10 protein-coding genes are annotated in these 14329 nt (G+C 48.2%); 6 read left to right on the top strand and 4 right to left on the bottom strand.

Features of this window, described 5'->3' with window-relative positions:
* Positions 1 to 30: 30 nt before the first annotated feature.
* The 6 genes from BMZ54_RS05625 to BMZ54_RS05655 all read left to right on the top strand — a co-directional run bounded on the left by BMZ54_RS05625 (position 31) and on the right by BMZ54_RS05655 (position 11192).
* Positions 31 to 1251 (top strand): MFS transporter, encoded by a 1221-nt coding sequence (locus BMZ54_RS05625; protein WP_238386500.1) that lies wholly within the window; start codon positions 31 to 33, stop codon positions 1249 to 1251.
* Between the two features lie 254 nt (positions 1252 to 1505).
* Positions 1506 to 4322 (top strand): carbamoyl-phosphate synthase large subunit, encoded by a 2817-nt coding sequence (gene carB / locus BMZ54_RS05630; protein ID WP_089907291.1) that lies wholly within the window; start codon positions 1506 to 1508, stop codon positions 4320 to 4322.
* A gap of 1148 nt (positions 4323 to 5470) precedes the next feature.
* Positions 5471 to 7537: a ComEC/Rec2 family competence protein gene (locus BMZ54_RS05640; RefSeq protein ID WP_089907295.1), complete on the top strand. Its 2067-nt coding sequence runs from the start codon at positions 5471 to 5473 to the stop codon at positions 7535 to 7537.
* A gap of 12 nt (positions 7538 to 7549) precedes the next feature.
* Positions 7550 to 9064: a bifunctional phosphoribosylaminoimidazolecarboxamide formyltransferase/IMP cyclohydrolase gene (gene purH / locus BMZ54_RS05645; protein WP_089907297.1), complete on the top strand. Its 1515-nt coding sequence runs from the start codon at positions 7550 to 7552 to the stop codon at positions 9062 to 9064.
* A gap of 147 nt (positions 9065 to 9211) precedes the next feature.
* Positions 9212 to 9769 (top strand): RNA polymerase sigma factor, encoded by a 558-nt coding sequence (locus BMZ54_RS05650; RefSeq protein WP_238386501.1) that lies wholly within the window; start codon positions 9212 to 9214, stop codon positions 9767 to 9769.
* Positions 9762 to 11192 carry an SGNH/GDSL hydrolase family protein gene (locus tag BMZ54_RS05655; protein WP_089907300.1) on the top strand — a complete coding sequence of 477 codons (1431 nt, stop codon included), beginning with the start codon at positions 9762 to 9764 and terminating at the stop codon, positions 11190 to 11192. The genes BMZ54_RS05650 and BMZ54_RS05655 overlap by 8 nt, the downstream gene beginning before the upstream one ends.
* Before the next feature lie 103 nt (positions 11193 to 11295).
* On the opposite strand, the gene BMZ54_RS05660 is transcribed toward BMZ54_RS05655, so the two are convergent.
* The 4 genes from BMZ54_RS05660 to gldD all read right to left on the bottom strand — a co-directional run bounded on the left by BMZ54_RS05660 (position 11296) and on the right by gldD (position 14320).
* Positions 11296 to 11496, bottom strand: a complete 201-nt coding sequence (locus BMZ54_RS05660; RefSeq protein ID WP_089907302.1) for a YqaE/Pmp3 family membrane protein — start codon at positions 11494 to 11496, stop codon at positions 11296 to 11298.
* Between the two features lie 10 nt (positions 11497 to 11506).
* Positions 11507 to 12886, bottom strand: a complete 1380-nt coding sequence (locus BMZ54_RS05665) for a LutB/LldF family L-lactate oxidation iron-sulfur protein (RefSeq protein WP_089907304.1) — start codon at positions 12884 to 12886, stop codon at positions 11507 to 11509.
* A 161-nt stretch (positions 12887 to 13047) separates the two neighbouring features.
* On the bottom strand, positions 13048 to 13650 hold the full coding sequence (locus BMZ54_RS05670) for a DUF3109 family protein (RefSeq protein ID WP_238386502.1): 603 nt from the start codon (positions 13648 to 13650) through the stop codon (positions 13048 to 13050).
* Between the two features lie 91 nt (positions 13651 to 13741).
* The gene (gene gldD, locus BMZ54_RS05675; RefSeq protein WP_089907306.1) at positions 13742 to 14320 is read right to left on the bottom strand and encodes a gliding motility lipoprotein GldD; all 579 of its coding nucleotides are present in this window, start codon (positions 14318 to 14320) and stop codon (positions 13742 to 13744) included.
* Between the last annotated feature and the right edge of the window lie 9 nt (positions 14321 to 14329).

Here is a 14329-nt window from a genome sequence, read left to right on the forward strand (position 1 = left end):
TAAATGTTGCAGTCATTATCAATTGAAGTCATGCCGCAGAAAAGAGCCACACGTATAGCCGTTAGTTCCCTGTTTTTTCTGACAGGATTATGCTTTGCCAGCTGGGGCTCCCGTATTGCCGCCATTCAGCAGTCGCTGCACATGAGCGACGGTGGTTTGGGTACCGCGCTGCTGGCTTTACCCATTGGTTCCGTATTGTCTATGCCGGTGGCCGGTTACATGATAGCACGGTTTGGCAGCCGGCATGTATTAATGATAGCCGCCACTTGTTATGCCATCATATTGCCAACACTGGGCCTGGCCCAGGCGCCCTGGCAATTGTTCTGCATTTTAATGTTGTTTGGTTTTGCCGGCAACATGGCGAACATTGCAGTAAATACCCAGGCCGTAGCAGTGGAAGCTTTATATGGCCGTACCATTATGGCTTCTTTTCACGGGTTATGGAGCCTGGCCGGTTTTACCGGCGCTTCAATAGGTGCTTTCATGGCAGGGCAGGGCATAGCGCCTTACCAGCATTTTCTGTTAATAACCGCTATTGCGGTAGTAATAGTAGTGGTAAGCGCTAAATATACCGTAGCGCATACCGCAGTAAAAGAAAAGCCCAAACGGCTTCCTTCAGTTGAAGGGCAGCCGCAGCTAAGCACCATCAAAAAAATAAGGCTGTGGATATTAAAAACGCAGGTTAAGCTGCGCGGCTTATGGTCCCTTGTTATGGCCTTGCGCATACTCGGGGTTATCGCTTTTTGTTCCATGATCTGCGAGGGCACTATGTTCGACTGGAGTGTGGTATACTTCAAAAAAGTGATCCTTGCGCCGGATGGCAGGGCTGGTATAGGGCTCTCTGCCTTCATGTGTACCATGGCCTCTTTCCGCTTTGTGGCCGACTGGCTTACTACCCGCATGGGGCACCGCAAGGTATTGCAGCTAAGCGGCATCCTAACCGCATCCGGCTTATTGATAGCAGTAGCGCTGCCTTATTTTGTAACCGGTGTTTTTGGCTTTTTGCTGGTGGGCGCCGGCGTATCATCTGTAGTGCCACTGGTATACAGCGCTGCCGGCAAATCTAAAAAGGCAGAACCGGGTGTGGCCCTGGCTACCGTATCCACAGTAGGTTACCTGGGCTTTTTAATGGGCCCCCCGCTGATAGGTTTTGTAGCGCAGGCATCCAGCTTAGTCATCTCCTTTTCTATTATTGCAGTAATGGGCGCTTGTATTGCCATTATGGGCAGCCGCATTAAAACAGCTGATTAACGGATAAACATGTATAAATGTAAAAGTCCCGGTAAAGTGTTACCGGGACTTTTTTGACTAAAAACAGGATAGTTATCTAACTTCTTTTCGTGTGCTGGAACAAAGGTATAGCATTTACATTAATAATTATAATAATGTTTGCTGAAAAATTTATTGCTGCTAATTCTTTGAAACACTTAATTTTGCACGATTTTTTTTGTCCATCACATGGCATGAAGATCAGTAGGGTTTTTCATTTTCAATAGATTATACAAATGCCAAAAGACTCATCTATCAAATCTGTTCTCATTATCGGTTCTGGACCCATTATTATTGGTCAGGCGTGCGAATTTGATTATTCCGGTTCACAGGCTGCCCGTTCCTTACGGGAGGAGGGTATTAAGGTGATCCTGATCAACTCTAATCCAGCCACTATTATGACGGATCCCATGATGGCCGACAGGGTATACCTGTTGCCGCTGACTGTGGAAAGTATAGAGCAGATACTGGAAGAAAACCAGATAGATGCCGTGCTGCCAACCATGGGCGGACAAACAGCGCTAAACCTCTGTAAAGAGGCCGATGAGCTGGGCGTATGGGAAAAATATAATGTGCGCCTTATTGGGGTGGATATTAAAGCCATTAATAAAGCGGAAGACCGTGAGCTGTTCCGCCAGTACATGATAGAGCTGAAGATACCGGTGGCCCCCGCCCGTACTGCTAACTCTTACCTGGAAGGGAAAGAGTTTGCGCAGGAAATAGGCTTTCCGCTGGTAATACGCCCCTCCTTTACCTTAGGTGGTACCGGTGGTGGTTTTGTGCATAGTAAAGATGAGCTGGACGAGGCGCTGAACCGTGGCCTGCAGGCTTCCCCCATACACGAAGTGCTGGTGGAGAAAGCTGTGCTGGGCTGGAAAGAGTTTGAGTTGGAGCTGCTGCGCGATAATAACGATAACGTAGTGATCATTTGTACGGTAGAGAACCTGGACCCCATGGGTGTACACACCGGCGACTCTATTACCGTAGCACCAGCCATGACATTGAGTGATACTGCCTTCCAGGACATGCGTAACAAAGCCATGCTGATGATGCGCAACCTGGGGAACTTCTCCGGCGGCTGTAATGTGCAGTTTGCCCTGAACCCGGAAAATGAAGAGCTGATCGCCATAGAAATTAACCCGCGTGTGAGCCGCTCATCAGCCCTGGCCTCCAAAGCCACGGGTTATCCCATTGCCAAAGTAGCCGCCAAGCTGGCCATTGGCTATACGCTGGATGAGCTGAATAACCAGATCACCGGCAATACCTCCGCCTGCTTTGAGCCTGCCCTGGATTATGTGATTGTAAAGGTGCCGCGCTGGAACTTTGATAAATTTAAAGGCGCCGATGAAACCCTGGGACTGCAAATGAAATCCGTTGGTGAGGTAATGGCCATAGGCCGTACCTTCCCTGAAGCTATACAGAAGGCCTGCCAGAGCCTGGAAAATGAAGCCATTGGCTTAGGCTACTACGGCAAATCGCTTATGAAGAGCGAGCAGCTGCTGGAAAGGCTGAAAACCCCTACCTGGGACCGTATTTTCCGTATTAAAGATGCGCTGATGGAAGGTGTATCCGTAAAAACCATTCAGCAGCTTACCTTAATTGACCGCTGGTTCCTGCACCAGATCAATGATATTGTGAGCCTGGAAAAACAGATCCAGGAGCACGACCTGGAATCCATACCGGTAGAGCTGCTGCGTGAAGCCAAACAAATGGGCTTCTCCGATAAGCAGCTGGCCTCCCTGTTTGGTAACTGCGAGGAAGAAGAGGTGTACGAAAAACGTAAAGGCCTCAACATTCGCCGTACCTATAAGATGGTGGATACCTGCGCTGCAGAATTTGAAGCAAAAACACCTTACTTCTACTCCACCTTTGATACCGAGAACGAAAGCATTCCCTCTGACAAGAAAAAGGTGATCGTACTGGGTTCCGGTCCTAACAGGATTGGCCAGGGTATTGAGTTTGACTACTGCTGCACCCACGGCCTGCAGGCCATACAGGAATGCGGGTACGATGCCATTATGGTGAACTGTAATCCGGAAACCGTGTCAACCGATTTTGACATGGCCAATAAGCTCTACTTTGAGCCGGTGTTCTGGGAGCATCTGTGGGAGATCATAGAGCTGGAAAAACCGGAAGGGGTAATTGTGCAGCTGGGCGGCCAAACCGCATTAAAGCTGGCCAAACGCCTGGAAGAAAAAGGCATCCGCATTATCGGTACCTCTTTTGACAATATGGATATTGCAGAAGACCGTGGCCGTTTCTCCGACCTGTTGAAAGATCTGGGTATCCCTTACCCTAACTACGGTACCGCTTACAGTACAGACGATGCCATTGAAGTGGCTAAAGAAGTGGGCTACCCCGTACTGGTGCGCCCCAGCTATGTATTGGGCGGCCAGCGTATGCGCATTGTAATTAATGAGGAGGAGCTGGAAAAGGCGGTGATCAGCCTTCTGAAGCACCTGCCCGGCAACAAGATATTAATTGACCACTTCCTGGATCGTTGCCAGGAAGCTGAAATAGATGCCATTTTTGACGGGGAAGATTTCCATGTGATGGGTGTAATGGAGCATATAGAACCAGCCGGCATTCACAGCGGGGATAGTAACGCCGTATTACCGGCCTTTAACCTTACACCGCTGGAAGTAACCACCATGGAGTACTACGCGGAAAAAATAGCCCGTGCGCTTAATATCCGCGGGTTAATAAACATACAGTTTGCCGTGAAGAACGGGAAGGTGTTTGTGATAGAAGCCAATCCCCGCGCATCCCGCACCACGCCGTTTATTGCCAAGGCTTATCAGGTACCTTACCTGAACATAGCTACCCGCGTAATGCTGGGTCACAATAAGCTGAAGGACTTTACCATTGAGAAAAAGCTGGATGGTTTTGCCATTAAGGAACCGGTGTTCTCTTTCAATAAATTCCCGGGCGTGAACAAAGAGCTGGGCCCTGAAATGAAGTCGACCGGTGAGGCTATCCGCTTCATCAAAGACCTGCGGGATCCTTACTTCCGCCAGCTGTACAAGGAAAAGAGCATGTATTTAAGTAAGTAAAAAGTAAAAAAGTAAAAATAAAAAGAGCGGCTGCATCATTTTATGTTGATGCAGCCGCTCTTTTTTATAATTCTGTTTTCATTAGGGATATGCAGCGGCAACTTCCAGGATAATCTGGTATGAATGCCTTGGAGGCTTGCACCAGTTGGTGAACAATGGCGCCACCCGTAATGCCGGCAACAATACAACGCCCACCTTTGCTGCAGATGTGCTGTACCGTAAAAAGTCCTATAAAACCGGGCGCACCTTCAGCGCCCTGGTCCCGTTTCATCCTTCATCAGCACTTTTGCGGCCTTCCCGCTGCAGGCACTTACCGGCAATCAGTGCTGCGCTTACATTTTCCGGGGCACATCTTCGTTTTCAGTGATCCGTTTGGCATCCTTACTAAATCAGGTGTGCGATATTATAGCAGTTGTGCATCAGTAAGGGGTGGCCATAAATACCTGACAGTATATCCATGTTAGTAAGGCTTCCTTATTTCTTTTCTGGAAAATGAATAGGTGATGCTGCACGTACATTTATTGCAATCCATTGCAAACGCAGGCCCCTGCGGCTCGTCAACCTTATATCACCTTTACAGGCATTTAATTTTATCTTAGTTAATAAAGGGAAGGAGTTATAATAGTAGCGTTGTCAGAAACTATTCCTGTAAGGAATAAAGAATGATCCGCAACGCATAGATGAATTAATTACGAAAGCTGATCCCTGCGATGTAGCTTGGGCAGTTTACGGGCGGCGGTGTGAATGCAGTAGCCCGGAGATGGCTGTAAAAAATCAGAGCCTGATAAAGATCAGGCTCTTTCTTTTCCCTCAAAATAACCATTAAAGACACGACTATTTATAATAAAATAGCGTGACCGGTAATGCATTTTACTATAAATATTATAATTTAAAAAGATGTTAACTAATCAATAACAGATTTTAAATATAGATATTTAATATAAATTGATTTTCAATATATTTTAAATTAATGTTTTTCGGATTTGTTAAAGCCTTCTTAAAGGATTATGCTATTTTGCCCCTTTTTGAGGGGTCTTTTACAGGTGGTTTTTCTATATCATCCCATTAACATATGATAAACTTTTGGAGTAAGGTAGTTCTCCTAAATTCGCTCTTTTCCTGAAAGTTTAATAACCCGGAAAACCCAATTGAGAGCAACACCATTTCTTCGTTTATGCATACCGTTAGCCTTTGGTATCTGCCTGCAAATATGGCTGGTTATAAGCTGGTGGTGGTTAACAGGTATCTTGCTGCTTATGCTGGCAGGCTTGCTGGCATGGAGCTTCCTGCCTTTGGGAAAACAATATACCACTAACCCGCTGCGTGGGGTATTGTTGTATGTATTGATCATATGTGCAGGTGCTTTGCTGGTATTGCTGAAGGATATACGCAGCCAGCCCCGTTACTTTGGAAATTTTTTGCAAGGCAGGGATACTTTGCTGGTAAGCATTCAGGAACCCCTGCAGGAGCGCGTCCGCAGCTGGAAAACCACGGCCGTGGTACATACCATTATTCACCACCGGCAGGTAATACCGGTTAAAGGTAACCTGCTGCTCTATTTTCAAAAGCATAACACAGTTAGTAGCCTGCAGTGTGGGGATGAGGTCTGGATCAGCAGCACGCTTAACCCCGTAAGCAGCAGCGGCAATCCCGGCGCCTTTAACTACCGGCAGTACTGCGCCACCAAACAGATCTTTCACCAGGCCTACCTCAAAGCCGGCAGCTGGAAAAGATCAGCATATAATAGCAACACACTGGCAGACCAGTATCTGTTACAGGCCCGCGCCTGGTGTATACATACTTTGCAACAATACCTGGGCAGCGGACCGGAAGCTGCGCTGGCCGCCGCGCTGCTGATAGGCTACCGCTACGATCTGGACCGCGATATGGTACAGGCCTATACTAATGCCGGCGTAGTGCACATCATTGCTATTTCCGGTATGCACCTGGCACTCATTTATGCTTCCCTTTTATGGGTGCTGCAATGGTGGCCGCCCCACCGGCTTTCGAACCTGGCTAAGGCCCTGATCGTGATCAGCATGTTATGGGGTTTTGCACTGATCACCGGTGCGGCTGCATCTATACTACGTGCGGCCGTAATGTTTACTGCAGTAGCTATCGGGCAGTTTGTGCTGGACCGCCATACCAATACCTATAACACACTGGCGGCATCCGCCTTCCTGTTATTGTGCTATGATCCCTGGCTGTTGTGGGATGCGGGTTTCCAGCTCTCTTACCTGGCAGTATTAAGCATTGTGCTATGTTATAAACCGCTGTATGAATTGTGGCTTATTCAAAACAAATGGTTAAACAAGCTATGGGAGGCAGTAGCCCTAACCCTGGCGGCGCAGCTGTTTACCATACCGGTATGCCTCTATTACTTTCACCAGTTCCCGAATTTGTTCCTGCCCGCCAATTTATTGATCGTAACGCTATCCACTATTATCCTGTATGGGTTAATTGTATTGCTGGTAGTAGCGCCCTGGCCGGCCCTGGCGCATTACACCGGTATGGGTATAAAGTACCTGATAACCGCTATGAACCGCCTGGTACTGTTTATAGAACAATTACCCTACGCTGTTACCAACAATATTTATATGCCGCTCTATGCTACAGTATGTGCTTATGTGATCATAGCAGCTTTGGTAACAGTATGGCTGGGTAAGCAGCCCAAAGCCTGGCTGCTGGCTTTGTATGCAGGTTTGTGCTGGGTAGGGATAGATGTTACACTGGCCATACAGACTGCTAAGCGCCGTACCATTATCATTTATAACGTACCCGCCTATACGGCAATAGATGTGATCAGCGGACGTCAGCTGCAATTTGCAGGTGATATAGCTATTCAGCAAAATGATAGCTTACGCAGCCGCTACCTGCAGCCGGCCCGTTTGTTATACGGCGCTGCCCCGGGTACTATACCCGCCTTTTCCCGCAAAAGCGCATTTATAAGTATGGGCCATACCAGGATGGTGGTAGTGGACAGTACCTGGCGGCCTTTTAGCCCGGCAAAAAAATTCAGTACAGATTATATTTTGCTCTCGCACCATCCCCGTTTGACTATCAGCCAATTAAAGAACATGTTTACCTGTAAGATGATTATTTTCGATGCTTCCAACCCATTATGGCAGATACAACGGTGGAAAAATGATTGCAGCATACTAACTTTGCGCTGCTTTTCGGTCCCTGAACAGGGAGCCTATCTTATTAATTTCTAATGTTTTCCATTCATGCAAAAGCAAATTAAATCAGCACTGATCTCCGTTTTCTATAAAGATAACCTGGAGAACATCGTGAAAGAATTGGGTGCGCAGGGCGTAACAATTTACTCCACCGGCGGTACCCAGAAATTTATTGAGGAGCAGGGCGTGAAATGTGTAGCGGTAGAGGACCTCACCGCATATCCTTCTATACTGGGCGGCCGGGTAAAAACCCTGCACCCGAAGGTTTTTGGCGGCATATTGGCGCGCCGCGGTAATAACCAGGACCTGGAGCAATTACAGGAATATGGTATCCCGGAAATAGACCTGGTGATAGTAGACCTGTATCCCTTTGAGGAAACCGTTAAAAGCACTACGGAAGAACAGGCCATTATTGAAAAGATAGATATAGGCGGCGTATCCCTGATTCGCGCTGCCGGCAAGAACTATAAAGATGTAGTGATTGTTGCATCCAAAGACCAGTATGCCGACCTGGAAAAAGTACTGGTAGAAAATAAAGGCGCTACCAGCATAGAAGACCGCCGCCGCTTTGCTGCCAAAGCATTTGAAGTGTGCGCGCATTATGATGTAGCCATTGCAGGATATTTCCTGAACAATGAGCCCCAGCAATATTTCCAGGTATCTGCCCCCCAGGGCCAGGTAATGCGCTACGGAGAAAACCCGCACCAGCGCGGCATTTTCTTCGGTAACCTACAGGAGCTGTTTAACAAGCTGCATGGTAAAGAGCTGTCTTATAACAACCTGGTGGATGTGGATGCTGCCTGCCAGCTGGTGCAGGAGTTTACAGAAACCACCTTTGTAGTAATAAAACATACCAACGTATGCGGTATTGCCAGCCGCGCTACCCTGAAAGAAGCCTGGGAAGCTGCCCTGGCAGGCGATAAGGAAAGTGCTTTCGGCGGTGTGCTGGCTGCTAACAAGGTAATAGACAAAGCTACCGCAGAAGCTATCAACGAAATTTTCTTTGAAATACTGATAGCACCAGGGTTTGATGAAGATGCGCTGGCCGTGCTCACCACCAAAAAGAACCGCATTTTGCTGCAGCAGAAACAGCCAGTAAAACAGCCATATGTATATAAGAATGTGCTGAACGGTGTACTGGTGCAGGATAGCGACACCGTTAACTATAAAGACTGGACCGATGCCGGCGCCCGTCCTGCGGATGCCGCTGAAAAGGCCGACCTGGAGTTTGCCAACCTGGTGTGCAAGCACCTGAAATCAAACGCTATTGCGCTGGTTAAGAATAAACAGCTGATAGGCAAAGGCTGCGGCCAAACTTCCCGTATAGATGCGCTGCGCCATGCCATTGAAAAAGCCAAACAGTTCAACTTTGACCTGAAAGGCGCCGCCATGGCTTCTGACGCGTTCTTCCCCTTTAATGACTGTGTGCAGATAGCGCATGAAGCAGGCATTACTTCCGTAATACAACCCGGGGGGTCCGTACGTGATAATGACTCTGTTGAATACTGTAAACAGAACGGCATGGTAATGATCATGACCGGCATACGGCACTTCAAGCACTAAGCAATTTCCAATAATAAAGGGAGTGCAGCAATTGATACGCTGCGCTCCCTTTTACATTTATCCCGTTTATAAAGTCCCGCGCCACCCGTTACAGATTTTTTTTATAGTATTGTGCCATAGCCTATGGCATTCCTACACCATAATATCATGCAAAATGCTGCGGATGCAGACCTGATCCGGGAGTACAAAGCCTCCGGTAAGCTGGACTACCTGGCCGCCCTGTACCAGCGTTATATGAACCTGGTTTACGGGGTATGCCTGCGGTATTTTGATGAAGCAGCCAGTAAGGATGCCGTAATGCAGATCTTTGAGGAGCTGATCCCCAAGCTGAAACAGCATGAGGTGCAGAATTTCAAAAGCTGGCTGCACGTGCTGGCCCGCAACCATTGTCTCATGAAGCTGCGGTCTCTGAAAACGAAGGAGGGACGGCAGGTTTCCATAGAAGACCGGCCGCTTATGGAAAATGAGGAAATTGCACATCATGAGAACGGAATAAGCCTGGAGGATAATTTGCAGGCCATGGAAAAATGCCTGGAAACCTTACCGGAGGAGCAGCAAAAAAGCGTAAACCTTTTTTACCTGCAGGAGAAAAGCTACCGGGAGGTAGCAGCCCTTACAGGATATGAAATGAATAAAGTGAAAAGCTATATACAGAACGGGAAGCGTAACCTGAAAATATGTATGGAGCAACAACAACATGCCTGATAATCATGCACATAATAAACCCGTCAGCGAAGAGCTGATACGCCAGTACCTGGCCGGTGAGCTGGATGATAAGGCTATGCATGCCCTGGAACGGCAGGCGCTGGACGATCCTTTCCTAGCCGATGCGCTGGAAGGTTACGCTGCCCATGGGCCGGACCAGTCTGCCCACCTGGCCGATCTGCAAAACCGGCTGGAGCAGCGGGTGAACAGGGATAAAGGAAAAGTGCGGATCATGTATTACCGCTGGGCATCAGCCGCGGCTATTTTGCTGATACTGGGCCTGAGCTTTATCTGGATCAACCACCAGGAGCTTACCCACCGGAGAGATATAGCGAAGGTATCAACAACCGAAAATGCTATCCTCCAAAAACAGGATAGCGCTGCCGGATCGCAAACGCCGGCCGGAGAGCCGGCAACAGCCTGGAAAAAGGAAGAAGATTCCCCAAAGGGCGCTTTTGCCGCCAAACCGGGTACCATACCACCGTCACCACCAGCTGTTGCCAGCGCACCGGCTAAAGATGTGGTGCAGCCATCTGCACCTGCCATTAAGGTGGAAAAAACCAGTGATGCCGCCATAAGATCTGCAGAAGCAGAGGCACCGGCAGAAGATGCGCTGGTACAAACTGCACCTGCGGCGCCCCGTATAATGATGGCAGATACCACAGTGGCTGCAAAACAGGATGCCTATAACAACAACTACCAGTATAAAGCGGAAGGCAATGCCAATGAAGCAAAAGCTTATGTTAAGGTGAACCGCAACCGGGCCATGGTAGCCCAGGAACGTACCCCGGATGAAAAGCTGAGGGCCAAAATGATGATGGCGCCGTTGGCCCGGCATATTGTAATACTGGGATCCTCTACCGCTGAAGGTGTTGGGCCTAAAACAAAAGACAGCACCTGGGTAAACCTGCTGCGTAAATACCTGCAGGAAAAAGCGCCCCAATCAACGGTTACCAACCTGGCGGTAGGCGGTTTTACCTCTTACCGCATACTGCCCAGCGATGCGGATGTTCCCATCCTGAGACCCAAACCGGATGCAGCTCACAACATTACACAGGCACTGGCCCTGCAGCCGGATATGATCATCATTAACATGCCCTCCAATGATATTAATGTTGGTTACTCATTAAAAGAATACCAGCATAACCTGGATGCAGTAATGAAGCTGGCACGCCAGCAGCATGTAACCTGTTATATTACCACCACCCAGCCCCGTAATACGGAGGAGGCTAAACGAAAACAGCTGATAGCAATGCGGGATTACATTATCCGGCATTACCCCAATAACTATATTGATTGCTGGGAAGGGCTCAGCGCACCGGATGGCTCTCTGTTACCGCAGTATAATAGCGGCGATGGGGTACACCTCAATGGTCTGGGCCACCAGCTGATGTTTGAGCGGATAAAAGCGAAGGTTAATTAGTCAATATGCTGATAGGCTAATGTGCTCGCATTTGTTATTTTATGTACTGATCCGCATAGGCAAGTATACCAGCACATCAGCAGATTAACACATTAGCACATTATTACCGGCTCGCTTTCATCGCCCGTATCAGCTTCCGGTTCCTTCTGTCTGCGCGGCTTTCATTCAGGGAAGACAATGCCCACAGGGCTGCAGGGAGCCAGCCAATAAGGGTGATCTGCAATAGCAGGCAAAGAATACCCCGCAGTATACGTCCCCTTAATAAAAAGGAAAGCCAGGGTAACAAGATTGCTAGAAGGGTCATAAAACAGGTATTAGTGCTTTTTTCTTTCTTTCCACATCTGGTTAAATGATTTAGGCGCAAACACGGGTAGCTCCCGGTCATCGCCCCAGGCTTTGGCAAAAAAGCGTTTCATGAAAAAGTTCTTCATTTTGCCATTGGTCATATTCATCATTTTACGGCTCAGGGAGGCCTGCTTCCAGCCAAACCAGGCCATTTTTTCACCACTGGATGTATAGTTCTCTTCTACTGCTTTGTGGCGGTTGTGTAATAACAGCTCATGGAGGTTAATACGCACGGGGCATACTTCAGTACAGTTGCCGCACAGGGAGGAGGCATAACTTAAATGCCCGTACGATTCCATGCTCTGAAGGTAAGGGGTGATCACCGCACCTATAGGGCCGCTGTAAGTGGTGCCGTATGCATGGCCGCCAATATTTTTATATACCGGGCAGGCATTCAGGCAGGATCCGCAGCGTATGCAGTATAGCGCTTCGCGGGCTTCCGTATCCTGCAACAGGTTGGTGCGCCCGTTATCCATCAGTATCACATACATCTCTTCCGGTCCGTCTGTTTCCCCTTCCTGGCGCGGACCACTGAAAATGGAGTTGTACACCGTTACCTGCTGCCCGGTGCCGTAAGTGGCCAGCAGGGGCCAGAACAGCGCCAGGTCGTTAACGGATGGCAGCACCTTTTCAATGCCTACCAGTACAATATGTGTTTTGGGAAAAGCGGTGCTCAGGCGGGCGTTGCCTTCATTTTCACTCACGGCTACAGAGCCGGTATCTGCTATAATAAAATTGGCGCCGGTAATACCTATTTCTGCCTGCAGGTATTTTTGCCGCAGGTTCTCACGGGCTACCAGCGTAAGCTGTTCAGGAGTAAGGCCGGGTGCAGTGCCCAGCTTTTCGGTAAAGAGCTGTGCTACATCTTCCTTGCTTTTATGCATGGCTGGTGTAACAATATGGTAAGGCGGTTCCCCATCCAGCTGTTGAATATATTCACCCAGGTCGGTTTCCACACATTCAATGCCTTGTTTAGCCAGGAAGTCGTTCAGGTGCACTTCTTCCGTTGCCATGGATTTACTTTTTACAATGCTTTTGCATTGCTTGGCCTGGCAAATGGCCAGGATCTCCTCCTGCACCTGCTGGGTATTCTCCGCCCATATCACCTTGCCACCCCGTTTGGTGAACTGCATTTCAAATTCTTCCAGGTATTTATCCAGGTGTTCTATGGCCCGCCACTTAATATTCTTGGCCCGCTCCCTGGCTGTTTGCAGCTCTGTGAACTGCAGCTTGCCCGATTTTACGGCAGTATTATATTTACCAATGTTGAAATTGATAGTACGGCGATGTCCCAGATCAGCGGCTTTCTGCTCGCTTTTTTCCAGGAAAGTGGATGCGGTTTGTTGCATAAGCAAAATAAAATTCCAAGATCCAAAATAAAGATAGGGAACTTCAAGGGATAGGTTAGTTAGTCTAACTCAGATCTGACAGGTCTTGTTGCTGTTGCTATGTTAAAACTGTCAGGCCGTTTCTAAAACCTGGCTGGTGCGGTCAAAAATCCGGCCAGCTTTTAAGGGTGCATTTTCTTTGCTATCTTATCCAATACGGTATAAAACTCTTCCCCGTATTTGCGTATAAGCGCTTCTCTTAAAAAACGGTACACCGGTACCTGTAGCTTTTTACCATTGCGGCAGGCGGGTGCGCAAACATCCCACCGGTCATAATTCACAGCTTCATAGCTGTCGTACTTTTTAATGCGGATGGGGTACAAATGGCAGGAGATGGGTTTCTTAAAATCCACTACACCGTCATTATATGCTTTTTCAATACCGCAGCCTACTATGCCTTTTTCATCAATGGATGCATAGGCGCAGATCCCTTTATTTACGATGGGGGTTACGTATCCGTATTCATCGTCAATAGTATGGGTGCCTGTTTTTGCTATTTCTTCCAGGCCTTCTGCCCGCAGGTAAGATCTTATTTTCGGGAGGATCTTTTTCAGGGTTTTTACTTCCTGTTTGTCCAGTGGGGCGCCACAGTCGCCGGCCACACAACAGGCGCCCTTACAGGCGCTCAGGTTGCAAACGAACTGCTCCTCAATTACTTCGTCACTAATATATTTATCGTCTATTACAATCATGTGGTAGTCCATGGTCCATAGTCCATGGTCCATGGACTATACCGTATTCAAGCCTCCTGGTGCAAAATTAAGCTAAAATAAAAAGACTTCTATATTGTATTACATCTATGGACCATGGACTTTCTTACCGCCACCGCAATGTCTCCACCAGGTGCCACATATCTTCCTGCAGGAATTTATGCACCGGCGCCAGGGAGTCCGCATTGGGTGTTGCATCAAAGTAAAGCGCCCCGCGTAAAAAATGATGGGTGGAGTCGGTAGCAAAAAATTGTTTGGCACTGGCGGCATTACCGCCTACCTCGTAAAATAGGCCGCTTACGCCATGCCCGTTATTAATATCTTTCTCGTCAATGTAATCAGCCTTATAGGTGTGCTTATAGGTCATTTTAAAGGCATCGGCCACCAGGTTTTCCAGCTTGTTCTTAGCGCCTATCTCCTTGTAGCTCACGTATATCTTACCATTCAGGGAAGGGAAGTCTATATTGATCCAGTAAGGGTTTTCAGGATGCTCGCCAAAAAAGGTGCTGTCTTTGGTTACCTGTGCATAGGCCGGGTATTCAAAGGTGTAAGGGTACCCGGGCTGGTCAAATACCCGGTATTGCTTTTGTGGAAAGGTGATGTTGAAATAGCCTCTTGGCTTGGGTGTATAGCTTTGCTCGCAGGCGGCAAAAAAAAGTATGCAAATAAAAAGCAGGTACCTCATGTTACAGCG

The sequence above is a fragment of the Chitinophaga rupis genome, from assembly GCF_900109685.1.
Classification (GTDB): domain Bacteria; phylum Bacteroidota; class Bacteroidia; order Chitinophagales; family Chitinophagaceae; genus Chitinophaga; species Chitinophaga rupis.

Bases quoted from the DNA above. Each gene is read 5' to 3' on its own strand.
- BMZ54_RS05625 (WP_238386500.1), top strand. From the start codon at position 31: ATGCCGCAGAAAAGAGCCACACGTATAGCCGTTAGTTCCCTGTTTTTT.
- carB (WP_089907291.1), top strand. From the start codon at position 1,506: ATGCCAAAAGACTCATCTATCAAATCTGTTCTCATTATCGGTTCTGGA.
- purH (WP_089907297.1), top strand. From the start codon at position 7,550: ATGCAAAAGCAAATTAAATCAGCACTGATCTCCGTTTTCTATAAAGAT.
- BMZ54_RS05650 (WP_238386501.1), top strand. From the start codon at position 9,212: ATGCAAAATGCTGCGGATGCAGACCTGATCCGGGAGTACAAAGCCTCC.
- BMZ54_RS05655 (WP_089907300.1), top strand. From the start codon at position 9,762: ATGCCTGATAATCATGCACATAATAAACCCGTCAGCGAAGAGCTGATA.
- BMZ54_RS05660 (WP_089907302.1), bottom strand. From the start codon at position 11,496: ATGACCCTTCTAGCAATCTTGTTACCCTGGCTTTCCTTTTTATTAAGG.
- BMZ54_RS05665 (WP_089907304.1), bottom strand. From the start codon at position 12,886: ATGCAACAAACCGCATCCACTTTCCTGGAAAAAAGCGAGCAGAAAGCC.
- BMZ54_RS05670 (WP_238386502.1), bottom strand. From the start codon at position 13,650: ATGGACCATGGACTATGGACCATGGACTACCACATGATTGTAATAGAC.
- gldD (WP_089907306.1), bottom strand. From the start codon at position 14,320: ATGAGGTACCTGCTTTTTATTTGCATACTTTTTTTTGCCGCCTGCGAG.